This is a genomic window from Micromonospora sp. NPDC047738 (assembly GCF_040642675.1).
Taxonomy (GTDB): Bacteria; Actinomycetota; Actinomycetes; order Mycobacteriales; family Micromonosporaceae; genus Micromonospora.
Window position 1 is genome coordinate 105,318 of record NZ_JBEYSO010000006.1, and the last position, 21,236, is coordinate 126,553.

Sequence of the window (21,236 nt, forward strand, 5' to 3'; positions counted from 1 at the left end):
GCATGGCCGGCAACCGGTTCCGGTACGGGCAGTGGCGCGGCGGGCCCGACCCGCTCGCCCCGCCGTACGACGTGCGGGCCGCGGTGGACGCGGTCGGCGCGGAGGTGCTGGGCGGCGGCAGCCTGCGGGAGGCGCTGCGGGATCTGCTGCGGCACGGCCCGCAGGGGCGCGGCGGCCTGGACGAGCTGGCCGCCCGGGCCCGGCGGCTGCGCCGCGAGGCGCTGCGCCGGGGCGACCTGGACGGCGCGGTGACCCGGGCGCGGGCGCTGCTCGACCAGGCCCTGGCAGCCGAGCGGGAGGAGCTGCGCGGCCGGGACGGCGACGACGCCCGCTTCGCCGAGGCGGTGCTGGACAACCTGCCCCGCTCGACCGCCCGCGCCGTGGAGGAGCTGTCCGGGTACGACTGGGCCAGCGACGAGGCGCGGGCCACGTACCAGCGGATCCTGGACGGGTTGCGCGGCGAGGTGCTGGAACAGCGCTTCGCCGGGCTGCGGGACGCGGCGCGGGCCGCCGCGGACCCGGCCGCCCAGCGGCAGCTCGCCGAAATGATGCGCGACCTCAACGACCTGCTCGCCCGGCACGCCCGGTCCGAGGACACCACCGACGCGTTCGCCGAGTTCATGCGCCGGCACGGCGAGTTCTTCCCAGAACGGCCGAAGGACGTCGACGAGCTGATCGACGTGCTGGCCCGCCGGGCGGCGGCCGGAGAGCGGCTGATGCGGTCGCTGTCGGATCGGCAGCGGGAGGAGCTGGCCGGGCTGATGCGCCAGTCCCTCGGCGAGCGGCTGGCCGGGGAGCTGGCGCAGCTGGACGCGCAGCTGCGGGCGCTGCGCCCGGACCTGAACTGGCAGCGCGGCGAGCGGATCCGGGGCGACCGGCCGCTCGGCTACGGCGAGGCGACCGGGGCGCTCGGTGAGCTCGCCGAGCTGGACGAGCTGCTGGACCAGCTCGACCAGGACCAGCCGGGCGCCACCCTGGACGACGTCGATGTCGACGCGGTGGCCCGGACGCTGGGCCGGGACGCGGCCGACGACGTACGCCGGCTGCGGGAGCTGGAGCGGGAGCTGCGCCGGCAGGGCTGGGTGACCCGGGACGCGGAGGGGCTGACGCTGAGCCCGAAGGCGTTGCGCCGGCTGGCCGGCACCGCCCTGCGGCGGGTCTTCGCCGATCTGACGGCCGGCCCGCGCGGCCAGCACGACCTGCACTCGGCGGGCGCGGCCGGCGAGGTCAGCGGCGCCTCCCGGCCGTGGGAGTACGGCGACGAGCAGCCCCTCGACGTGGTGCGCACGCTGACCCGTGCGGTACGCCGGGCCGGTCCGGGCGTGCCGGTGCAGCTCGCGGTCGACGACTTCGAGGTGGTGGAGACGGAGCGGCGGGCGTCGGCGGCGGTGGCGCTCTGCGTCGACCTGTCGTACTCGATGATCTCCCAGGGGCGTTGGGGGCCGATGAAGCAGACGGCGTTGGCGCTGTCGCATCTGGTGGCGACCCGGTTCCCGCAGGACGCGCTGCAGATCATCGGGTTCGGGCGGGAGGCGCTGCCGCTGACCCAGCAGGAGTTGGCGGCGGTGGAGCCGGACCTGCAGCAGGGCACCAATTTGCAGCACGCGCTGCGGCTGGCCGGCCGGCATCTGCGCCGGCACCCCGGCGCCGAGCCGGTGGTGCTGGTGGTGACCGACGGTGAGCCGACCGCCCACCTCGACCCGGACGACGGGGAGGCGTACTTCCACTGGCCGCCGCTGCCGGAGACGATCGAGGCGACCATCCGGGAGGTGGACCGGCTCACCCGCTACGGCGCGACGCTGAATCTGTTCATGCTTGGCGACGATGCGGGTCTGCGCCGGTTCGTCGACGCGGTGGCCCGCCGGTCCCGGGGCCGGATGTTCACCCCCGATCTCGACGATCTCGGCGAGTACGTGGTCTCCGACTACCTGCGCGCCCGCCACGGCCGCCGCTGACCGGTCGCCGGCTCCCGTCGGGTCGGCCGGCGGGCCCCTCGTTCGCCCGCTGTCGAGCTGATGTCGGGAACGACTCGCGGTCTGCGATCGGGTGGCCCGCCAAGGGTGTATGGAGCATCGTCGGGGTCGGCGTGTCCGGACAATCCTGAGATCAGGCGGTGGCTCGGGGTGGTCGGCGCTCGGTCGTGGGGCCCGGCTCCCGGGCCTGGTCCGGGTTGCCGGCCCGTCGCCGTGCCCGGCGACCGCGGGCGAGCTCGGTCTCCAGGGCGTCGAGGGGCTGGGCGAAGGGGTCCGCGAAGCGCGCGAGCCACTCCTGGGCCACGGCGACTCCGGCGCTGTCGACGCCGTAGATGCGGCGGGTGCCCTCGGCGCGTACGGTCACCAGCCCGGCCTCGCGCAGGACGCGGAGGTGCTGGGAGGCGGCCGGCTGGGAGATCCCGAACTGTGCGTGCAGCGCGTCCGCGATCGCGCCCGCCGGCCGCTCGCCGAGGCTCAGCAGCTCGAGGATCCGGCGGCGCACGGGATCGCCGAGCGCGTCGAAGACGGCACCCGCCATCAGCCCTCCGGTGCCTCCTGCGGCGCGGTCGTGTAGAACGCGACGGTACGCGCCGCGGCGGCGCGGGCCTGCTCCGGGTCGTCGCCGTCGCCGATCGCGGCCTGGGCCCAGCCTTCGCCGGCGAGCCGGACGAATCGGGTGCCGTCGGGGCTGAGCGGCCAGGCGGCCCCCTCGGCCGGGTCGAGGGCGGCGCCGGCCAGGTGCTGGCCGAGGCCCAGCAGCGCGAGGTCCCAGCCGATGCCGACCGCCCCCGGGCCGAACTGCGCCCACAGGTCGGGGTCGACGTGCGCCTCGTGGACCAGTTCCAGCGTCGTGCCGCCGTCGGCCTCGCCGAGGTGGACCTGCACCCACGAGACCTGGCCGTTGAACTCCCAGGTCACCGCGAAGCTCTCCGGTTCGGTGCAGCGCTCCACCACGCCGCTGGCGTTGCCCTCGAGCTGGTATTGGCCGCCGACGACCAGGTCGCCGCTGATCGGAAGGAACCAGCGCGGGATCCGCTCGGCGTTGGTGAGCGCGTCCCACACGTCGGGGCGTTCGGCGGCGTACCGGCGGCGGGCTATGGCGATCTTGGTGGGTCGGCCGTCGCGGGTGCCGCCGCGGATTTCGCGGGCCACCAGACCGGCGGCGCGGACGGGGTCACTGGTGAGCGTCAAGACTCCTCCTCCATAAGTTTTGGCTTATATTAGCCCGGTCGATCGGGTGGGTAAACCCCGCCAGGCGGCCTCGTCCGGGTGAACCCGGCGGGGTAGCCGCGGCGCTGCCGTCCGTAGGCGGGGTTGGATGCGGGCATGGACGACGTGGACGCTGCGGAGCTGCGGCGCGCGTACGAGACGGTGCTCGCGGAGGTGGACGCCGGCGGGTTCGGGCCGCCCGAGGACGGGGAGCTGAGCGCCGAGCAGATCGTCGCCCACCTGGCCGCCAACGACGAGCTGATGAGCGAGGCGACCGAGGCGGTGCTGGCCGGTTCGCCGTTCGCGTACTACGACCTGGAGACCATCCACCGCCCGCAGCTCGACGCGCTGGTCTCCGAGTGCGGCGGGCTGGACGGGCTTGCCGCGCTGCTTCGGGCGACCAGCCAGAAGTTGTGCACCCTCGCCGAACGCCTCGGCCCGGCCGCGGAGACCCCGGTGGAGACGGTGCTGCGGGAGGGCTTCGACCTGGACGTGGCCGACTCGCTGCCCTGGGGCCGCACCCTGGACCTGCACACCCGCGTCCACCTGCCGATGCACCTGGCCCAGCTCCGCGCCCTGCGCCGCCAACCGCACCTGGCCTGAGCGAAGCCGAGCCGGTGGCGTGGGCGATGCCCGGCGAAGCTCCTGGGTGAGACGCGCTGCCCGGGGCCCTGCCGGTCCGGCGGCGGGGATCAGGAGATGCGGTGGAAGGTGCGGCGGTAGGCCGTGGGGGCGACGCCGACCCGCTGGTGGAAGTGCTGGCGCAGGGCGGCGGTGGTGCCGAAGCCGGCGTGTCGGGCGATCTGGTCGACGCTCAGGTCGGTGGTCTCCAGCAGCAGCCGGGCGTGCTCGGTGCGCTGCTGGAGCAGCCATTGCGCCGGGCTGAGTCCGGTCTCCGAGCGGAAGTGCCGGGTGAAGGTGCGCACGCTCATCCGGGCGTGCGCGGCCAGGTCGCGCAGCGCCACCGGCTCGTGCAGCCGTTGCCGGGCCCACTCCCGGGTGGCCGCGGTGCCGGTCTCCGCCGCTCGGGGGACCGGGCGCTCGATGTACTGGGCCTGGCCGCCGTCCCGCCACGGCGGCACTACGCAGCGCCGGGCGGACCGGTTGGCCACCTCGCTGCCGTGGTCGGTGCGGATCACGTGCAGGCACAGGTCGAGGCCGGCGGCCACCCCGGCCGAGGTGAGCACCCGGCCGGAGTCGATGAACAGCACGTCCGGGTCGAGGTCCACGGCCGGGTGCAGCCGGCGGAAGCGGTCCGCGTACGCCCAGTGGGTGGTGGCCCGGAGGCCGTCGAGCAGGCCGGCGGCGGCCAGCACGAACGCGCCGGTGCAGATCGACATGATGCGCGCGCCACGCTCGTGGGCGGCCCGCAGCGCCGCCGTCACCTCGGCGGCCAGCGTCCCGTCCGCCAGCGGCGGGCCGCCGTGGATGCCGGGGACGATCACCGTGTCGGCGGCGTCGAGCAGCTCCAGCCCGTGATCGGGGACGACCTGGAACCCGGCGGTGCTGCGGACCGGGCCACCGCCGGGGGCGCAGGCGTCGACGGTGTAGAGCTGCTGGAAGTCGTCGGTACGGGCGGTGCCGAAGACCTGGGACGGGGTGCCCAGGTCCAGGCCGACCACCTGGTCGAGGGCGAGCACGGCGATCCGGTGCGGAACGACAACCATGGCCCGATTATTGCGCACGATGGCTTTCCGGCCACTCGTCGTGCGGTCCGCCCACCCCGAGACTCGGAGCGTGACCCGTTCCCGCCGTCTCCACCCGGCATGGGCCGTCGCCGCCGTCGCCTTCGTGGCGCTGGTCGGCGCGGCCGGTTTCCGCGCCACGCCCGGGGTGCTGCTGCACCCGCTGCACGCCGAGTTCGGCTGGCCCCTCGCGACGATCTCCGCCGCCGTCTCGGTCAACCTGATGCTCTACGGGCTGACCGCCCCGTTCGCCGCCGCGCTGATGGACCGGTTCGGCATCCGCCGCGTGGTGGCCGGCGCGCTGGTGCTGGTGGCCCTCGGCAGCGGGCTGACCGTCATGATGAGTGCGAGCTGGCAGCTCATCCTCTGCTGGGGCGTCCTGGTCGGGCTGGGCACCGGATCGATGGCGCTGGCCTTCGTGGCCACGGTCACCGGGCGCTGGTTCGTCCGCCGGCGAGGGCTGGTCACCGGCGTGCTCACCGCGGGCGGGGCGACCGGGCAGCTGGTCTTCCTCCCGCTGATCGCCGTGCTGGTCCGCGACCACGGCTGGCGGGTGGCGGCGCTGGTCGTCGCCGGGGCGGCGCTGGCGGTCGTACCCCTGGTGGTGTGGCTGCTGCGCGAACACCCGGCGGATCTCGGCCTGCCCGCCTACGGCGCCATCGAGGTGCTGCCGCCCGCCCCGCCGGCCCGCGGGGCGGCGGCCCGGGCGATCGGCGCGCTCACCGCCGCCGCGCGAACCCGGCCGTTCTGGCTGCTCGCCGGCGGCTTCGCGATCTGCGGCGCGACCACCAACGGCCTCGTCGGCACCCACTTCGTGCCGGCGGCGCACGACCACGGCATGCCGGAGACCACCGCCGCCGGCCTGCTCGCCCTGGTCGGGATCTTCGACATCGCCGGCACGGTGGCCTCCGGCTGGCTCACCGACCGGATGGACAGCCGGCTGCTGCTCGGCGCCTACTACGCGCTGCGCGGCGCGTCGCTGCTGGTGCTTCCGGGCCTCTTCGCCGACACCGCGCAGCCCAGCATGCTGGTCTTCATCGTCTTCTACGGGCTGGATTGGGTGGCCACCGTGCCGCCGACCGTGGCACTGTGCCGGGAATACTTCGGCGCGTCCGGCGCGGTCGTCTTCGGCTGGGTGTTCGCCGCCCACCAGATCGGCGCCGCGGTGGCGGCGACCGGCGCCGGACTGGTCCGCGACCAGCTCGGCGACTACGCCCTCGCCTGGTACGCGGCCGGCGCGCTGTCGATCGGGGCGGCCGGGCTGTCGTTGCTGCTGCGCCGACGACAGCCGGTGCCCGTGCCGGTCGCGGTGCCAGTGGCCGCCGCGCCCCGCGCCTGGAGCTACCGGGGCTGACGCCGGCGACCTGGCGATGTCCCCGTCCGCCGGCCGGGCCGCCGAGGCCCGCCAGTGTCATCGGCGACCTGGCGATGTCCGCGGCTGCCGGACACCGCCACGTCGGCGACCCGTCCCCGGGGCTACCCGATCGCCCACTGCTGCTCGGGCGCGCCGCCGCACGGGGCCTGTTCCAGCGCGTTGCCCGCGTCGCTACCGGCGTCGTGGACCTGCGCGCACTTGGCGCTGTGCACGGCTACCAGCAGCACGGCGCCGCCGGCGGCCGGGGCGAGTCGCCACTGCTGGTTGGCCTGCCCGTTGCAGGACCACTGCACCACCTTCGCGCCGTCGTCGGCGCTCTGCCCGTAGACGTCCAGACACTTGCCGCTCGCCGCGTTGACCAGGGTGAACACGTCGGCGGCGACCGGGGTCGCCACCCACTGCTGCTCCGGGCCGCCGGTGCAGTCGGCCAGCGCCGCCTGCGCGCCCTCCGGTTCGTCACCGGTCACCCCGACGCAGCGCCCGGAGGGGACGCCACGGAACACCTTCGGTCCGGCCGCGGGGGCCGGGGGCGCCGGCGCGGCCGTCGGCGACGGCGGGGCGGCCGTGGTGGGCGCGGCCGTGGTGGGCGTGGCCTCCGTGGTGGGCGCGGCCGGGCTCGACTCGCTCGCCGTGGGGGTCGGCACGGCCGCCGTGGACACCGGCTGGTCGCCGCCGCCGAGCACCCCGGTGGCGAGGAACGCCCCCAGGAGTACGCCGACCACGGCGACGCCCAGCGCGATCCGCATCAGCGGGTCCTGCGGCAGGCGGAGACGGGCCAGGCGGCGGGCGCCGTAGACGGTGCCGGGCGGGTCGGTGCGGGGCGCGGACATGGGGGCATCCTGACCCACGGCGACCGTCGATGGCGAGCCGCCTGGTGCGGGCGTGACTCAGTCGACGACCTGGACGTCCTTCCAGAACGCGACCCGGTCGCGCACCATCTCCGCCTCCGGCTTCGGGTCGGGGTAGTACCAGACGGCGTCCGCGCTGGTCCGGCCCGCGTGTTCGAGGGTGTAGTACGACGCGGTGCCCTTCCACGGGCAGAACGTGTGGGTGGCCGAGTCGCGGATCAGGTCCTCGCGCAGCGCGGCGCGGGGGAAGTAGTGGTTTCCTTCGACCACCACCGTGTCGTCGCTCTCCGCAATGACCAGGTCGTTCCAGACAGCTTTCGGCATGCTGTCCACGGTAGGCCGTCGGGCGGACCTTGACGACTTCGAGGCAGGCGAAGTCGGGGCGGCTGGCCGGCGGGCCCTGACGCTGCCGGTCAGCGGGCCGGTTCCGGGTCGGTCACGTCGGCGACCGTCGCGTCGAGCGTGGCGAGGGCCGCGTCGGCGTCGACGGCCACGGCCACCCCGTGCTCGCCCGCGCCGAGGGTGATCTCCCGGCCGCGCAGCCGCTCGTCGGCGACCACCGGCCAGGCGGTGGTCGAGCCGAACGGCGTGATGGTGCCGCGCTCGTAGCCGGTGGCCGCCCGGGCCGCCTCGGCGTCAGGCATGGACATCCGGCTCACCCCGAGCAGGGCGCGCAGCTTGGGCCAGGAGACGACCCGGTCGCCGGGGGTGAGCACGAACAGATGGTCGTCCTCGCCCCGGCGTACCACGATGGTCTTGACCACGTCGGGGACCGCGACGCCGCGCGCCCGGGCGGCCTCGGCGAGGCTGCGGACCGGGCCGTGCCGGATCACCCGGTACGGCAGTCCGGCGGCGTCGAGGGCGGCGATCGCGGGGGACGGCATGCCCGCCACGGTAACCCGCCCGCCGACCGGTGGATACGAAAAGGCCATGGTGGACAGCCCGCCAAGCTGGCGGAGCAGGCGTAATGTGATCTCATGCGTGCTCAGCGTGTGGATCATCCCGTTGACCATGAGCAAGCGGTGGACACGCTGCGGCGGTCGTACGCCGCGGTGCCCCCCGGCGAGACCGTGCGGCTGGCCAAACGCACCTCGAACCTGTTCCGGCCGAGATCGGCGCCCGGCGCTCCGGGCCTGGACGTGAGCGGCCTGACCGGGGTGATCGCCGTCGACCCGACCGCCCGGACGGCCGACGTGCAGGGCATGTGCACCTATGAGGACCTGGTCGACGCCACCCTGCCTTACCGGCTGATGCCGCTGGTGGTGCCGCAGTTGCGCACCATCACCCTGGGCGGGGCGGTGACCGGGCTGGGCATCGAGTCCACCTCGTTCCGCAACGGGCTGCCGCACGAGTCGGTGTACGAGATGGACATCCTCACCGGCGCGGGCGACATCGTCACCGCCCGGCCCGAGGGGGAGCACGCCGAGTTGTTCCGGGCCTTTCCCAACTCGCTGGGCAGCCTCGGCTACGCCACCCGGCTGCGCATCGAGCTGCAGCCGGTACGCCGGTGGGTGGCCCTGCGCAACATCCGGTTCACCCGGCTGGAGGAGTTGACCGACGCGATCGGCGAGGTGATCGCCAAGGGATCCTGGGAGGGCGACCCCGTCGACGGGATGGACGCGGTGATGTTCAGCCCCGGCGAGGCGTACCTGATGCTCGCCACGTTCACCGACGAGCCGGGGGGACGGCCCAGCGACTACACCGGCCAGGAGATCTACTACCGGTCGTTGCAGCGGCGCACCCGGGACGTGCTGACCACGTACGACTACCTGTGGCGCTGGGACACCGACTGGTTCTGGTGTTCGGCGGCGTTCGGGGTGCAGCATCCGGTGGTCCGTCGGCTGTGGCCGCAGCGTTACCGCCGCAGTGACTTCTATCACCGGATCGTGCGGTTGGAGCACCGGTACCAGGTGGCCACCCGGGTCGACCGCTGGCGGGGCAACCCGGCCCGGGAGCGGGTGGTGCAGGACGTGGAGATCCCGCTCGACCGCACCGCCGACTTCCTGCGCTGGTTCGCCCGGACGGTCAGGATGACGCCGGTCTGGCTCTGCCCGCTGCGGCTGCGCGAGCCGGCCGGCCCCGGCTCCGCCCGGGCCTGGCCGCTGTATCCCCTGCAACCGGGCGAGACCTACGTGAACATCGGCTTCTGGGGCAGCGTGCCGATCGCCGAGGGCGCGGCCGACGGCGACGTCAACCGGGAGATCGAGCGCAAGGTGTCGGAGGTGGGCGGGCACAAGTCGCTCTACTCCGACGCGTACTACGACCGGGAGGCGTTCCACCGGCTCTACGGCGGGGAGACCTGGCGCGCCGCGAAGGACCGCTACGACCCGGAACACCGGCTGACCGGACTGTACGAGAAGGCGGTAGCGAGACAATGAGCCTGACCGACCGTGAACAGGGGGCGGCGAGCACCCCGGGCAACCCGCCGGCGGGTGGCCGCCGCGGCGAACCGACCGTGGCGGACGTGATCCGCACGGTCACCACCGGCGACCTGCCGATCCGCATCACCGGCTACGACGGCAGCGCCGTCGGCCCGGCCGATGCCGGGATCACCGTGACGATCCGCACCCCGCGCGGGTTGTCCTACCTGCTCACCGCACCCGGCGACCTGGGCATGGCCCGGGCGTACGTGAGCGGTGACCTGGGGCTGGAGGGTGTGCACCCGGGCGACCCGTACGAGGCGTTCAAGGTGCTCAAGGACGAGGTGCGCCTGCGGTTGCCGGCGGTGGGCGAGGGGCTGGCCCTGGTGAAGGGGCTGGGCTGGGAGCGGCTGATGCCGCCGCCGCCCCCGCCGCAGGAGGCCGCGCCGCGTTGGAAGCGGGTGATGTCCGGGCTGCGGCACTCGCGCGGCCGGGACAGCGAGGCGATCTCGCACCACTACGACGTCTCGAACGCCTTCTATGAGAAGGTGCTCGGTCCGTCGATGACGTACACCTGCGCGGTCTTCCGCAGCCCGGGCGACACGCTGGAGGAGGCGCAGCGCGCCAAGTATGACCTGGTCGCCGGGAAGCTGGCGCTCAAGCCGGGGATGCGGCTGCTCGACGTCGGGTGCGGCTGGGGCGGCATGGTCCGGCACGCGGCCCGGGAGTACGGCGTCAAGGCGCTCGGGGTGACCCTGTCGAGGGCCCAGGCGGAGTGGGCGCAGGCGGCGATCGAGCGGGAGGGGCTGGGTGAGCTGGCCGAGGTGCGGCACCTGGACTACCGGGACGCGCCGCGTGAGCAGTTCGACGCCGTCTCCTCGATCGGGCTGACCGAGCACATCGGGGTGCGCAACTACCCGGCGTACTTCGGGGCGCTCAAGGAGCGGTTGAAGCCGGGGGGCCGGCTGCTCAACCACTGCATCACCCGCGCGGACAACCGCGCCCCGCACCGCTCCGGCGCCTTCATCGACCGGTACGTCTTCCCGGACGGTGAGCTGGCCGGGCCCGGTCGGCTGGTCAGCGAGATTCACGACGCCGGGCTGGAGGTGCACCACGAGGAGAACCTGCGGCAGCACTACGCGCTGACGCTGGCCGGCTGGTGCCGCAATCTGGTCGAGCACTGGGACTTCTGCGTCGGGGAGGTTGGCCTGGGCACCGCCCGGGTGTGGGGGTTGTACATGGCCGGCTCCCGGCTGGCCTTCGAGCGGAACGACATCCAGTTGCACCAGGTGCTGGCCACCCACAACGGCCCGCAGGGCGTGAACGGTTACCCGCTGCGCCCCGACTGGACGCCCTGACCTCATCGGTTCAGCGAAAGGCCGCGCGGTTCGCGCGGCCTTTCGTCGTCTGGGCCGTTCCGGAGATTGCTCGGGTCGGCCAATCAACCTTCGGGCCCCACCCGTCGTCCTTGGTGGCGACGAAAGGAGAGCCGGTGCGGCGGAAGAAACGCTTCGAGGGGCTGGACGTCCTCGTCGCCGAACGCGGCAGTGCCCTACTCGCGACGGCGGTGCTGCTGACCGGTAGCCGGGCCGCCGGGGAGGACCTGGTGCAGGCGGCGCTGGAGCGGCTGATGCGGAACTGGAGCCGGGTGCACAGCGACAAGGAGGGATACCTGCGTCGCACGCTGTACCACCTCGCGGTCGACCGGTGGCGGTTGCGCCGGCGCCGGCCGGAGGTGCTGACCGAGATCGAGCCGCCGGGCCAGGCCGACGGTACCGAGACCCTGCACCTCCGGCATGCACTCATCCAGGCGTTGGCCCTGCTGCCGCCCCGGCAGCGGGCCGTGCTGGTGCTCCGTTACTGGGAGCAGCTCAGCGAAGCAGAAGCCGCCGAGGTGCTCGGCTGCTCGGTCGGCACCGTCAAGTCGACCGCCTCCCGGGGGCTGGCCCGGCTACGTGAGCTCACGGCCCACTGGGTTCTCGAAGACGCAGGATTGAACGGAGCAGGCAGATGACCACTGATGTTGAAGATCGGTTGATCGACGGCATGCGGGACGAGGTCGCCGGGCTGGCGTTTACCCGTGACGTGCTGGGGGACGCGACCCGCCGCCACCGGCGGCGCATCGCCCTGCACCGCACCGCGTACGCGGCCGGGCTGGTCGGGGTGACCGGGGCGGTTGCCGTGGCCCTGACCGTCGGCGCCGGTGCTCCCGGCGGCCTGGGAGGCTCGCCCGGGCCGGTCGCCGAGCGGCCCACGGCGGCGGCGAGCCCGAAGTCGCCGCAGTTGCGGCTGGCCGCCGCCGCGGCGGCCAGCGAGAACATCAGTTACCGGGTGAAGTTCACCACCACCAGCAGGGACAAGGTCCCGCCGAGGGGCGAGTTGCCCGAGCCGGTGGCCAGGACCTGGGTGACGAAGGGCGCGTTCGATCCGGCGACCGCCACCGGCTACCTGGAGTCGCCGAGCACCGGGCTGCGGCCGCCCATGTCGATCGGCTGGCTGCAGGAGCGCCTGGTCGATGGCGTCCGATACGTCGGCGGCCTGGACGGCGCCGACCCCGACAGCGGAAAGATCGTGTGGGCTCGGTATCCGGAGGGCAGGCAGACGAGCTTGAACTATGACGACGCGCTGGGCGGCGGGCTGGGCACCTCGGCGGATCCGCAGCAGCTGTTCCGGATGCTGCGGCAGGCCGACGCCAAGGTGTCCCAGAATCCCGGCGGTGGCTACCACTTCGAGGTCACGACGCAGGATTCGACCCAGGGGATCGCCGCCGACAGGATGGTCGGTGACGTGACGATCGACGCGGACGGCCGGATCAAGACGGTGGCGTACGACCGCGCGGTGCGGTGGAACGCCCGGGGCCCGGAACACACCTACCACCTGCACGTGCTGGTGGAGTTCTCCGACTACGGCCTGCCGGTGAAGGTCGAGGCGCCAGCCGACGCCCTGGTCATGGGCAAGTAGCGACGAAGGCCGCGCGGACCGCGCGGCCTTCGTCGAACCTATTGACAAAGAAGTTTTGTACGTACAAACTGATTTTGCCATGAGAGACGTCCTGTACCTGGAAGAGCGTGAGCAGGCCGAAGCCCTGCTCAAGCCGCAGCGCATCGAAGTGCTGCGGCACCTCGCCGAGCCCCGCACCTGCACCGAGGTCGCCGGTCTGCTGGGCCAGACGCCGCAGCGCGTCTACTACCACGTCAAGCAGCTGGTCGCGGCCGGGCTGGCCGAGCAGGTGTCCGAGCGCCGGGTGCGCGGCATCACCGAGGGCATCTACCAGGCCGTCGCCCGGTCGTACTGGCTGTCACCCCGCCTCGTCGGACGGATCGGTGGGACGCGCCGGGCACAGGACGAGCTGAGCCTGGGCTACCTGCTCGACCTGATGGAAGAGGTCCAGGCCGACATCGCCGCCCTCGACCGCACCGCGCCCGAGCTGCCGTCCATCGGCGTCTCCGGCGAGATCCGGGTGCCGGCCGAGCGGCGCCAGGAATTCCTGCACGACCTGCAGTCGACGCTGCAGGACCTGTTCACCCGTTACGGCGGCACCGAGGGAGACGCCTTCAAGCTCGCCGTGGCCTGCTACCCGAAGGGCGACAACAATGACTGATCTGCTGACCATCCGAGTCCGGCTCGCCGCACCGGCCGACCGCGTGTGGCGCGCGCTGACCGACCCCGCCGAGCTGCGCGTCTGGTTCGCCGAGCACGCCGAGGTCGAGCTGCCGCAGCGGTACGCGTTCTGGGGCCGATTCACGCCGGAAGGCGACGCCCCGCAGCAGCGACTGCTGCACGCCGACGACCACACCCTGCGCTTCGCCTGGCTGCTCGGCGGCGTGGAGACCACCAGCGAGATCGAGCTGGCGCCGCAGGGCGAGCACACCGAGCTGACCCTGCGGCAGAGCCACTTCGTCTTCAGCGAGGCGCTCGACGGCAGCACCATCCGGGGCGTGCTGCAAACCTGGTGGAGCCTGGCGCTGGCCAACCTCAACGCCCACCTGGAGGGGCGCCCACTGCTGCCCCGCACCGACTTCACCTCGGCCGACCTGCGCGGCGAACTGGTGATCGACGCCCCGATGGACCGGGTGTGGACCTCGTTGACCGATTCCGAGCAGGCCAGCGCCTGGTTCGGGTTCCCGATCGGCATCGAGCCCTGGGTCGGCGGCCGCTACGCCATGGGCGGCTTCGAGGCCGGGTACGCGGCCAAGGTGGTCGACCTGACGCCGGGCCGCAAGATGTCCGTCGACTGGGGACCGACCGGCGTCAGCACCTGGGAGCTGGCCGAGTCCGGCGGGAAGACGAAGCTGACCTTCGTGCAGAGCGGCTTCGACGAGAGCAACCCCCCGTACGCGGCGTGGAGCGGGTCGGTGTCCGGGCTGTCGGAGCTGCGCCGCTTCCACGAGGTGCCGGACTGGCAGCCGATCTGGCTCGGCGAGGAACAGCCGGCGGGCAGCGCGGCCAGCTGACCACCGGCCAGCTCCGGAAAACGCGGGGACCCGGGCAGCGGACGTCTGCCCGGGTCCCTGGTGCGGTTACTACCGGACCGGCTGGCCCGGAGCCACGTTCAGGACCAACAGCTGGCCCTTCTCGACCAGCTCCGGGTCCGCGGACTTGGTGTGGTTCTGCACGTCCAGCAGGTACTTGCCCGCACCGAGGAACGGAGCCGGGATGATGCCCGACGACTCCTCGTCCGTGGTGTCGAAGTACGCGCCGCCGGGCAGGAAGCGCTCCGGGTCCTCGTCGATGATCCGGCGCACCGCGCCCGAGGCGATGTCGTACTGGTAGACGCCGGCCAGGTAGCCCTGGTTGCCCGGGTCCTCCTGCATGAGCACCTGCCCGCGGTCGTTGATGGTGATGTTGTCCATCATCTTCGGGCCGCTGGCCTGGTCCGCCGGGCCCTCGAACACCATGGTGAGGGTGCCGCCCTTGGCCGGGTCGGTCACGTCGTCGAACGACAGCCGCCACAGCCGGCTGTGCTTGGTCATGCTGGCCGTGGTGGCGAAGTAGAAGTCGTTCGGATTGTTCGGGTCCCAGGCGCCGTCCTCGGGCCGGTCGAACGACGTGCCGCCGGTGGACGACAGCGTGAAGGGCAGGGAACCCTTGGTCCACGCCGTGGTGCTGTCCTCCACCGCCATGCCCGGCACGGAGATGGTGTAGCTCTTGCCTCCGGTGAGGCCGGCCTTCTCCACCGGGTTCCCGACGGACTTCTTGTCACCCACGTAGAGCGTGACCTCGCCCGCCCCGCCGTCGCTCGTGCCCATCGCCACGGTCTTGTCGCCGCTGGCCGGGTTGGCGACGATGTTCTCCCAGCTCCCGGTGCCGAAGGCGGGCAGCTCGTAGGAGTCGCCGGTCTCGACGACGTGGCCGAAGGCGCGGCCGCCGGTCGACTCCTCGCCGTTGGTGAAGATCCGGCCGTCGTAACCCTTGCCGGTGCTCGGGTTGAAGAACGCGGTCCGGGCGGCGAGGTCGGCCGAGCAGAGCCGGTTGAACACCGCGCCCGGCGTGTCGACGTACTGCCCGTTGCGGGACAGGAAGACCTTGCGGATCAGGTCGCTGCCCGACAGCACCCGCAGGGTCTTCTTGTCGATCACCCACTTGGAGACGAAAGCGCCCTTGCCGCCGTGCGCCCGGGCGACCCCGACGGTGTTGGCGAGCTCGTGGTTCATCAGGACGGTGAAGGTGCCGTCACCGTTGTCGTACGCGCCGAGGCCGTCGGGGATGCCGGCCATCCGGTAGCCGCCGACCGAGTCGCCGGTGGTGAGCAGCGACGTCAGCGTGACGCCCGGCGTGTGCCGGACCAGGTACGGCGCGTCGCTGCTGCTCGGGCCGGTCGACCCGCCCGGCGCCGCCGACGCTGCGCTGCCGACGGCCATGACGGCCGCTCCGGCGATGGCGACGGCCGACAGCCGGCGCTTGGAAAAGATGTGCATCGTTGCGTTCCTCCCAGCGGAGTGTCCGCAATCCGCGGACGCGTCGGCGACGCTACGAGCAGGAGGTGAAGCGATCGGCGGTCAATGTTGACGTGCGGGTGAACAACGCGGATGCCGTGCCCGAACAGGGGGCGGCTTGCTGGCTGTTTGTCCAGTTCACCGCCCTCCCGGTCGGACCAGGCCATGCTGGTACGCGTAGACCACGGCCTGCACCCGGGTGCGCAGGTTGAGCTTCATGAGCACCCGCGAGAGGTGGGTCTTGACGGTGGCCTCGCCGAGGAACAGCCGACCCCCGATCTCGGCGTTGGTGAGCCCCTCCGCGACGAGGCGGAGCACGTCGACCTCGCGCACGGTGAGCTGGTCGAGCTCGCGGGAACGGGGGACCGGTTCCGGCTGCGCGGCGAAGCCGCGGATCACCCGCAGGGTGACCGCCGGATCGAGCAGCCCGCGCCCGGCCGCCACCAACCGGACCGCGTCGACGAGCTGCTCCGGCGGCGAGATCTTGAGCAGGAATCCACTCACGCCCGCCCGGAGCGCCGCCGCCACGTGCTCGTCCTCGTCGAAGGTGGTCAGGATGATGATCTTCGTGTCCGGTGCCGCCGCGAGCAGTCGGCGCGAGGCTTCCAGACCATCCACGCGCTGCATCCGGATGTCCATCAGCACCACGTCCGGCCGCGTACGGGTGACCAGGTCGACCGCCTGGTCGCCGTCGGACGCCTCGCCCACCACCGTGATGTCGGGCTCGCCGCTGAGCACCATCCGCAGGCCGACCCGGACCATCGCCTCATCGTCGACCAGCACCACTGAAACACTCATGATCGACCCCCTACCGGCCCGGCATCGCGAAGTGGGCCCGCACCGCGTACCCGCCGTCCGGCAGCGGCCCCGCGTCGAACGACCCGCCGAACAGCGCCACCCGCTCGCGCATCCCCACCAGGCCGTGCCCGCCCCGGCCACGGGAAGCGGGAACCGGCCGAACCTCACCGCGCTCGTTGACGACGGCCACGGAGACCCCGTCCCGGGCGTACGAGATCGTCACCACCGTCGGTACGGAACCGGCGTGGCGCAGCACGTTCGTCATCGCCTCCTGCAGCACCCGGTAGGCCGAGGTGTCGAGGGTGCGGGGCAGGGGCACCGTCTCGCCCTCCACCCGCAGCCGCACCGGCAGGCCCGCCCGCGTCACCTCGGCCAGCAGGGCGTCGGCCCGCTCCAGCGTGGGCTGCGGGGCGGCGGCCCCGGCCGTACCGCTCTCGCGCAGGATGCCCACCAACCCGCGCATCTCCTCCACGGACTGCCGGCCGAGGCGTTCGAGCCCCAACACGATCTCCTGCTGTTCCGGGCGATCCGCGAGCTGCCGGCGTAGCCCACCCAACTGCAACGTCATCACGCTGACCGAGTGGGCGACCGCGTCGTGGACCTCCCGCGCGATGCGCGCCCGCTCCTGTACCACCGCCGCCTGCGCGTTCGCCTCGCGTTCGGCCTCCAACGCCGCGGCCAACTCCGCGAGCTGGGCCGCGCGGGCGGCGTTGGCGCGGGCGAGCAGCCCCAGAAACCAGCCCGGCAGCAGGATCGCCGGGACGAACAGCAGCTCCCACGACGGTTTGCCGGTGACCACCGAGGTGAGGGCGAGCGCGACGGCCCCGGTGCCGAGGGCGAGTGGCGACCGTCGTGGCGGCTCCCGCCAACCGACCCAGCCGACCACACCGATCAGCCCGATCATGGCCGCACCGCCCGGGCCCTTCGCGCCGAGCAGCGCTCCAACCGGGTAGCATCCGGCGGCGAGCAGCGTGCCGGTGAGCGGGAACCACCGCGCCAGGACGATCCCGCCGCCGAGCAGCACGCCCGACACCCAGGTGGCGACCGCGGCGTCCCCGAAGAACGGATCCAGGGTGGTCTCCACGACCGCGAGCACGCCGATCAGCGGCCCCAGGACGAACGGGATGAGGCCGGGATCGCGCAGCTGGGCGAGCGTCATGGTGGCACTGTAGGTCGCCGATCCGCCGCTGCCGTCCGCCGTGCGGAGGACCCCGACCGGCTCCAGGTCCACCGTTCGGTGTGTGCCGTGCGGGCGTACCTCCGCTGGTGAGCGGCCCCGATCAGTGCGCCGCGACGGACGCGCCTGACCACCGCTGCCCGGCATCGTCATCACCCGACACGGCCCGCCACGAGGGCGGCCCGCGACAGGGAGTGACGATGATCAGCAACATCGACAGCGCCGGCCCGACCACCGACCCGACGGACACCCGCGCCGATGCCCGCGGCCGGACGACACTGCGCCGCCTCGGCGCGGGCGCGCTCATCGGCGGCCCGGTCCTCTTCCTCGCCGGAATGCTCACCTGCCCGCCGCAGGCCAGCGAATCGACCGCCGACTACGTGACCTCACTCGCCCGCGACAGCGGGCAGACCCAACTCTCCGCGATCCTGCTGCACTACGGCACGCTGATCAGCGCGCTGGGCCTGCTCGCGGTGCCCGGACTGGTCCGCGGCGCGCGAGGACGGGCAATCACCCTGGTCGGCACGCTGCTCGCCGCCGTCAGCCTGCTCAACATCTCCGGCGCCGTGAAGGACGACTGGTGGCGGATGGAGATCGGCCAGCGCCTGCCGCTGGAGGTCGCCGTCCGGATCTCCGACGCCGTCGACGGCGCCAGCCTCATGCCGCTGTGGCGCGGAACGAGCATGTTCGCCCAACTCGGGCTGCTGCTGATCTGCGTCGGCCTGGCCCGCGCCGGCGTGGTGGGCTGGTGGTTGACGTTCGCGTTCGTGGGCACGTTCGCGGCCGTCATGTTCATCCCGGTGCACCTGACCCTCGTCCTGGGTGCGGTGTTCTCCCTGCTGTTGCTGCCCCTGGTAGTCGCCGGCGTCCGCATCGCCGGACGCGAACGGGGGAGCGTCGCCTGATCGCGGGCCCGGCGCACGTCGGCGGCGAGCCGTAGCGGGCGCCGGACGGCCGGCAAGCCGGAAAAGCGGAAGGCCCCGAGCAGACGCCACGAGTGGCTCGTCTGCCCGGGGCCCGGCGCATTCGCGGATTGGTCTGACGCTGGTCCCGGGTTCAACCCCGGTTCAACCATGGGGCCTAGCGTCCCGCCCATGACACCCCTCGTACGACGCGCCGCCATCGGCCTGACCGCCAGCGCGCTCGCGGTCACGGTCGTGGCGCCCTCGTCCACCGTGGCCAGTGCCGCTCCCCGCGACCAGTTCGGCCGGGCGACCCTCACCGGGTTCGCCGCCCTGCCCGCCGAGACGTTCGTGCCGGCCAGCGAGCCGTCCGGCTCGCTGCTCGGTACCGCACCGATCAACGGCGTCACCCCGCCCTTCGCCGACCAGCCGGTGCAGGGATTCAGCGGAATCCTGCGCAACGCGGACGGAACGTTCGACGCGCTGTCCGACAACGGCTACGGCAACAAGGCCAACAGCGGCGACTTCGTCCTGCGGATCCACCGCATCGTGCCCGACATTTCTACCGGCAAGGTCGACGTGGTCGGCGGGATCAACCTCACCGACCCGAACGCCCTGGTCCCGTTCCCGCTGACCCGCGCCGACCGGGTACTCACCGGCGCCGACTTCGATATCGAGTCGATGGTGCGGGTCGCCGACGGGTCCTACTGGATCGGCGACGAGTTCGGGCCGTACCTGCTGCACGTGGATCGGGTAGGCCGGCTGCTGCAGGCACCGATCCCGCTGCCCGGCGTGCGGGCCCCGGAAAACCCCGCCGGCTCGCCCAACCTCGGCAGCAGCAAGGGCTTCGAGGGCATGGCCCTGTCGCCCGATGGCAGGACGCTGTTCCCGCTGCTCGAGGGAACGGTGGCCGGTGACCCGGCGGGTGCGCTGCGGCTCAACGAGTTCGACCTGGCGGCCGGTGCCTACACCGGCCGGCGGTGGATCTACCAGCTCGACGCGCCCAGCCACGCCATCGGCGACGCGATCAGCGTCGACCAGAACCGGCTGCTCGTCATCGAGCGGGACGGCGCGGAGGGCGACGCGGCCAAGGTCAAGAAGATCTACCTGGCCGACAAGCGCGACCGCGACCGCGACGGACGGCTGGACAAGACCCTCGTGGCCGACCTGCTCGACATCGCCGACCCGCGCCGGCTGGGCGGCTCCGGTGAGACGTTCCGGTTCCCGTTCACGACCATCGAGGACGTGGTGATCCTCGACGACCGGACGCTCGCCGTCCTCAACGACAACAACTTCCCGTTCTCGTCCGGCCGGAACCCCGGCCGGCCCGACAACAACGAGTTCATCACCATCCGCCTCACCGACCGCCTGCACGCCGACCCGCGGGTAGTCCGGTAACCACACGCTCGCGAGAAGGGTGGGCGGTTCGCTGCCCACCCTTTCTGCTCATCCGGGACGGGCGGAAGCGACCGCAGCGGTTCGCCCCCGGCCACGGCACACCGGATTTCCACAGGAAGGGCACAAGTCGGCTTCAGATCTCCGAGCGACGGTGGGTGCATCACCGAGCCGAGGAGAAGTCATGCACCGCGCCGCCCCCACCGTCGCCGTCCTCGGCGACCCCACCCAGGTCACCGGGCTCGCCCGTCAACTGCCGACCGCCTGGCGGGTGCTGCCCGCCCCCAGCATCGACTGCGTGCGGCCCGGCGACCTGGTGCTGCTGATCTGCCCGCAGGTGGACACCATCGGGCCAACCCACCGCCGGTTGCCGGCCGGGTGCACCCTCGCGGTCCTCGTCGACCACGACGCCGCCGCGTCGGCCATCGCCGACATCCTCCAGGCCGGGGCCGACGTCTGCGTACGGGCCGGGTCGACCGCCATCCTGGCCGGCCACCTCGTCGCCTGTCACCGCCGAGCGAGCCGGCCGCCGTCACCGGCGGTCGAGCGGACCGCCGTCCTCGCCGGCACCGAGCGGCTGGCGGTGACCCGATGACCGACACGTTGAACCGCACCGGCGTCGCGCCCACCGCTCCCGCTCCGGCCGGCACGCCGGCACCGGCAACCGCCACCCCGCCTGCCCCGGTCGATCTGCCGACGCCCGCGACAGCCACCCGGCCCAGCTCGGACGGCGGCCCCGGCTCCGGATGGCCGCCCACCGAGCCACCGCGGTCCCCCGGAACCCCGGCCCCACCACCGCACACCACGCCCACGGGCACCCGCCCGTACCGGCGGCGTGGTCGGGTCGTGGCGGCCGGCGTCGCGCTCGTGCTGATGCTGGGCGGCGGCGCGTCCGGCGCGCTGGTCACCGACCGGCTGCTGGCCGACGGCACGACCGCCACCGCGATACGCGTGACCCCGGCCGGCGCCGCGATCGACTCCCTCGCCGGGGTGGTCGCCAGGGTGTCGCCGAGCATCGTCACCGTCACCGCCGCCGCGAACACCGGCACCAGCCTCGGCTCCGGTGTCATCCTCGACGCGGACGGGCTGATTCTGACGAACGCCCACGTGATCGCCTCCGGCGGTCAGCTGAGCGTTCAGCTGTCCGACGGACGTACCGCCCCGGCTGTCCTCGTCGGCCAGGACACCAGCGCGGACATCGCGCTGCTGCGGGCCGACGGCCTCAGCGGGCTGACTGCGGCGACACTCGGCAGCGACTCCGCGCTGACCGTCGGCGACCCGGTGCTGGCCTTCGGCAGCCCGCTCGGCCTGCAGAACACGGTGACCTCGGGGATCGTCTCCGCGCTGAACCGGTCGGTGGACGACCTGAGCGGCCTCATTCAGACCGACGCGGCGATCAACCACGGCAACTCCGGCGGCGCGCTGGTCGACACCGCCGGGCGGGTCGTCGGCATCAACGTCGCCATCGCCACCACCGGCCAGGACGCCGGCAGCATCGGGCTCGGCTTCGCCATCCCGATCGACATCGTCCGCACAGTGGTCGATCGGCTCACGGCCGGGCACTGACCCGTCCAGTAC

Annotated in this window: 22 protein-coding genes; 13 read left to right on the forward strand and 9 right to left on the reverse strand. The window is 73.1% G+C overall.

The features are described 5' to 3' along the window. Positions 1 to 2 precede the first annotated feature (2 nt). On the forward strand, positions 3 to 1,955 hold the full coding sequence (locus tag ABZ783_RS12510; RefSeq protein WP_357436704.1) for a VWA domain-containing protein: 1,953 nt from the start codon (positions 3 to 5) through the stop codon (positions 1,953 to 1,955). A gap of 151 nt (positions 1,956 to 2,106) precedes the next feature. Here the strand turns inward: ABZ783_RS12510 and ABZ783_RS12515 are convergent, their stop codons facing one another. Both ABZ783_RS12515 and ABZ783_RS12520 read right to left on the reverse strand, forming a co-directional pair. Beyond that, positions 2,107 to 2,511: a metalloregulator ArsR/SmtB family transcription factor gene (locus tag ABZ783_RS12515; protein ID WP_357436707.1), complete on the reverse strand. Its 405-nt coding sequence runs from the start codon at positions 2,509 to 2,511 to the stop codon at positions 2,107 to 2,109. Beyond that, complete coding sequence (locus tag ABZ783_RS12520) at positions 2,511 to 3,164, reverse strand: SRPBCC family protein (RefSeq protein WP_357436709.1); 654 nt, start codon at positions 3,162 to 3,164, stop codon at positions 2,511 to 2,513. The genes ABZ783_RS12515 and ABZ783_RS12520 overlap by 1 nt, the downstream gene beginning before the upstream one ends. A 144-nt stretch (positions 3,165 to 3,308) precedes the next feature. Here ABZ783_RS12520 and ABZ783_RS12525 point away from each other — a divergent pair, with 144 nt between their 5' ends. Beyond that, a complete protein-coding gene (locus tag ABZ783_RS12525; protein ID WP_357437167.1) occupies positions 3,309 to 3,785 on the forward strand; it encodes a hypothetical protein in 477 nt (158 codons plus the stop codon). An 89-nt stretch (positions 3,786 to 3,874) separates the two neighbouring features. Here the strand turns inward: ABZ783_RS12525 and ABZ783_RS12530 are convergent, their stop codons facing one another. Then, complete coding sequence (locus tag ABZ783_RS12530) at positions 3,875 to 4,849, reverse strand: helix-turn-helix domain-containing protein (protein WP_357436712.1); 975 nt, start codon at positions 4,847 to 4,849, stop codon at positions 3,875 to 3,877. 70 nt (positions 4,850 to 4,919) lie between these two features. On the opposite strand from ABZ783_RS12530, the gene ABZ783_RS12535 reads away from it, so the two are divergent. Next, the gene (locus tag ABZ783_RS12535) at positions 4,920 to 6,221 is read left to right on the forward strand and encodes an MFS transporter (protein WP_357436713.1); all 1,302 of its coding nucleotides are present in this window, start codon (positions 4,920 to 4,922) and stop codon (positions 6,219 to 6,221) included. A 122-nt stretch (positions 6,222 to 6,343) separates the two neighbouring features. Here the strand turns inward: ABZ783_RS12535 and ABZ783_RS12540 are convergent, their stop codons facing one another. The 3 genes from ABZ783_RS12540 to ABZ783_RS12550 form a co-directional block, all read right to left on the reverse strand. Beyond that, positions 6,344 to 7,072: an RICIN domain-containing protein gene (locus tag ABZ783_RS12540; RefSeq protein WP_357436716.1), complete on the reverse strand. Its 729-nt coding sequence runs from the start codon at positions 7,070 to 7,072 to the stop codon at positions 6,344 to 6,346. A 57-nt stretch (positions 7,073 to 7,129) separates the two neighbouring features. Next, positions 7,130 to 7,414, reverse strand: coding sequence for a DUF427 domain-containing protein (locus ABZ783_RS12545; protein ID WP_357436717.1), 285 nt, complete (start codon positions 7,412 to 7,414; stop codon positions 7,130 to 7,132). Between the two features lie 89 nt (positions 7,415 to 7,503). Continuing rightward, positions 7,504 to 7,974: a YbaK/EbsC family protein gene (locus ABZ783_RS12550; protein WP_357436719.1), complete on the reverse strand. Its 471-nt coding sequence runs from the start codon at positions 7,972 to 7,974 to the stop codon at positions 7,504 to 7,506. Between the two features lie 93 nt (positions 7,975 to 8,067). Here ABZ783_RS12550 and ABZ783_RS12555 point away from each other — a divergent pair, with 93 nt between their 5' ends. The 6 genes from ABZ783_RS12555 (at position 8,068) to ABZ783_RS12580 (ending at position 13,904) form a co-directional block, all read left to right on the forward strand. Continuing rightward, complete coding sequence (locus ABZ783_RS12555) at positions 8,068 to 9,468, forward strand: FAD-binding oxidoreductase (protein ID WP_357436721.1); 1,401 nt, start codon at positions 8,068 to 8,070, stop codon at positions 9,466 to 9,468. Continuing rightward, positions 9,465 to 10,808: a class I SAM-dependent methyltransferase gene (locus tag ABZ783_RS12560; protein WP_357436723.1), complete on the forward strand. Its 1,344-nt coding sequence runs from the start codon at positions 9,465 to 9,467 to the stop codon at positions 10,806 to 10,808. Before ABZ783_RS12555 ends, ABZ783_RS12560 begins: the two co-directional genes overlap by 4 nt. A gap of 134 nt (positions 10,809 to 10,942) precedes the next feature. Further along, on the forward strand, positions 10,943 to 11,464 hold the full coding sequence (locus ABZ783_RS12565) for a SigE family RNA polymerase sigma factor (protein WP_357436726.1): 522 nt from the start codon (positions 10,943 to 10,945) through the stop codon (positions 11,462 to 11,464). Then, positions 11,461 to 12,411, forward strand: a complete 951-nt coding sequence (locus tag ABZ783_RS12570) for a hypothetical protein (protein ID WP_357436728.1) — start codon at positions 11,461 to 11,463, stop codon at positions 12,409 to 12,411. The genes ABZ783_RS12565 and ABZ783_RS12570 overlap by 4 nt, the downstream gene beginning before the upstream one ends. Before the next feature lie 79 nt (positions 12,412 to 12,490). After that, positions 12,491 to 13,051 (forward strand): helix-turn-helix domain-containing protein, encoded by a 561-nt coding sequence (locus tag ABZ783_RS12575; protein WP_357436731.1) that lies wholly within the window; start codon positions 12,491 to 12,493, stop codon positions 13,049 to 13,051. Beyond that, positions 13,044 to 13,904: an SRPBCC family protein gene (locus ABZ783_RS12580; protein WP_357436734.1), complete on the forward strand. Its 861-nt coding sequence runs from the start codon at positions 13,044 to 13,046 to the stop codon at positions 13,902 to 13,904. Before ABZ783_RS12575 ends, ABZ783_RS12580 begins: the two co-directional genes overlap by 8 nt. A 69-nt stretch (positions 13,905 to 13,973) precedes the next feature. Here the strand turns inward: ABZ783_RS12580 and ABZ783_RS12585 are convergent, their stop codons facing one another. The 3 genes from ABZ783_RS12585 to ABZ783_RS12595 form a co-directional block, all read right to left on the reverse strand. Continuing rightward, positions 13,974 to 15,368 (reverse strand): hypothetical protein, encoded by a 1,395-nt coding sequence (locus tag ABZ783_RS12585; protein WP_357436736.1) that lies wholly within the window; start codon positions 15,366 to 15,368, stop codon positions 13,974 to 13,976. A gap of 156 nt (positions 15,369 to 15,524) precedes the next feature. Then, complete coding sequence (locus ABZ783_RS12590; RefSeq protein WP_357436739.1) at positions 15,525 to 16,184, reverse strand: response regulator transcription factor; 660 nt, start codon at positions 16,182 to 16,184, stop codon at positions 15,525 to 15,527. 10 nt (positions 16,185 to 16,194) lie between these two features. Then, positions 16,195 to 17,343 (reverse strand): histidine kinase, encoded by a 1,149-nt coding sequence (locus tag ABZ783_RS12595; protein ID WP_357436742.1) that lies wholly within the window; start codon positions 17,341 to 17,343, stop codon positions 16,195 to 16,197. 218 nt (positions 17,344 to 17,561) lie between these two features. On the opposite strand from ABZ783_RS12595, the gene ABZ783_RS12600 reads away from it, so the two are divergent. The 4 genes from ABZ783_RS12600 (at position 17,562) to ABZ783_RS12615 (ending at position 21,224) form a co-directional block, all read left to right on the forward strand. Further along, entirely contained in the window at positions 17,562 to 18,266 is a 705-nt protein-coding gene (locus tag ABZ783_RS12600; RefSeq protein ID WP_357436744.1) for a hypothetical protein, read from the forward strand. 189 nt (positions 18,267 to 18,455) lie between these two features. Continuing rightward, complete coding sequence (locus ABZ783_RS12605; RefSeq protein ID WP_357436747.1) at positions 18,456 to 19,661, forward strand: esterase-like activity of phytase family protein; 1,206 nt, start codon at positions 18,456 to 18,458, stop codon at positions 19,659 to 19,661. Between the two features lie 181 nt (positions 19,662 to 19,842). Beyond that, on the forward strand, positions 19,843 to 20,253 hold the full coding sequence (locus tag ABZ783_RS12610; RefSeq protein WP_357436750.1) for a hypothetical protein: 411 nt from the start codon (positions 19,843 to 19,845) through the stop codon (positions 20,251 to 20,253). Next, positions 20,250 to 21,224 (forward strand): trypsin-like peptidase domain-containing protein, encoded by a 975-nt coding sequence (locus tag ABZ783_RS12615; RefSeq protein WP_357436753.1) that lies wholly within the window; start codon positions 20,250 to 20,252, stop codon positions 21,222 to 21,224. The genes ABZ783_RS12610 and ABZ783_RS12615 overlap by 4 nt, the downstream gene beginning before the upstream one ends. Positions 21,225 to 21,236: the final 12 nt, after the last annotated feature.

What these genes read in the sequence shown, in the direction of transcription:
- ABZ783_RS12510 (WP_357436704.1), top strand. Translation starts at nt 3, where the DNA reads ATGGCCGGCAACCGGTTCCGGTACGGGCAGTGGCGCGGCGGGCCCGAC.
- ABZ783_RS12515 (WP_357436707.1), bottom strand. Translation starts at nt 2,511, where the DNA reads ATGGCGGGTGCCGTCTTCGACGCGCTCGGCGATCCCGTGCGCCGCCGG.
- ABZ783_RS12530 (WP_357436712.1), bottom strand. Translation starts at nt 4,849, where the DNA reads ATGGTTGTCGTTCCGCACCGGATCGCCGTGCTCGCCCTCGACCAGGTG.
- ABZ783_RS12540 (WP_357436716.1), bottom strand. Translation starts at nt 7,072, where the DNA reads ATGTCCGCGCCCCGCACCGACCCGCCCGGCACCGTCTACGGCGCCCGC.
- ABZ783_RS12545 (WP_357436717.1), bottom strand. Translation starts at nt 7,414, where the DNA reads ATGCCGAAAGCTGTCTGGAACGACCTGGTCATTGCGGAGAGCGACGAC.
- ABZ783_RS12550 (WP_357436719.1), bottom strand. Translation starts at nt 7,974, where the DNA reads ATGCCGTCCCCCGCGATCGCCGCCCTCGACGCCGCCGGACTGCCGTAC.
- ABZ783_RS12555 (WP_357436721.1), top strand. Translation starts at nt 8,068, where the DNA reads ATGCGTGCTCAGCGTGTGGATCATCCCGTTGACCATGAGCAAGCGGTG.
- ABZ783_RS12560 (WP_357436723.1), top strand. Translation starts at nt 9,465, where the DNA reads ATGAGCCTGACCGACCGTGAACAGGGGGCGGCGAGCACCCCGGGCAAC.
- ABZ783_RS12570 (WP_357436728.1), top strand. Translation starts at nt 11,461, where the DNA reads ATGACCACTGATGTTGAAGATCGGTTGATCGACGGCATGCGGGACGAG.
- ABZ783_RS12575 (WP_357436731.1), top strand. Translation starts at nt 12,491, where the DNA reads ATGAGAGACGTCCTGTACCTGGAAGAGCGTGAGCAGGCCGAAGCCCTG.
- ABZ783_RS12580 (WP_357436734.1), top strand. Translation starts at nt 13,044, where the DNA reads ATGACTGATCTGCTGACCATCCGAGTCCGGCTCGCCGCACCGGCCGAC.
- ABZ783_RS12585 (WP_357436736.1), bottom strand. Translation starts at nt 15,368, where the DNA reads ATGCACATCTTTTCCAAGCGCCGGCTGTCGGCCGTCGCCATCGCCGGA.
- ABZ783_RS12590 (WP_357436739.1), bottom strand. Translation starts at nt 16,184, where the DNA reads ATGAGTGTTTCAGTGGTGCTGGTCGACGATGAGGCGATGGTCCGGGTC.
- ABZ783_RS12595 (WP_357436742.1), bottom strand. Translation starts at nt 17,343, where the DNA reads ATGACGCTCGCCCAGCTGCGCGATCCCGGCCTCATCCCGTTCGTCCTG.
- ABZ783_RS12600 (WP_357436744.1), top strand. Translation starts at nt 17,562, where the DNA reads ATGATCAGCAACATCGACAGCGCCGGCCCGACCACCGACCCGACGGAC.
- ABZ783_RS12605 (WP_357436747.1), top strand. Translation starts at nt 18,456, where the DNA reads ATGACACCCCTCGTACGACGCGCCGCCATCGGCCTGACCGCCAGCGCG.
- ABZ783_RS12610 (WP_357436750.1), top strand. Translation starts at nt 19,843, where the DNA reads ATGCACCGCGCCGCCCCCACCGTCGCCGTCCTCGGCGACCCCACCCAG.
- ABZ783_RS12615 (WP_357436753.1), top strand. Translation starts at nt 20,250, where the DNA reads ATGACCGACACGTTGAACCGCACCGGCGTCGCGCCCACCGCTCCCGCT.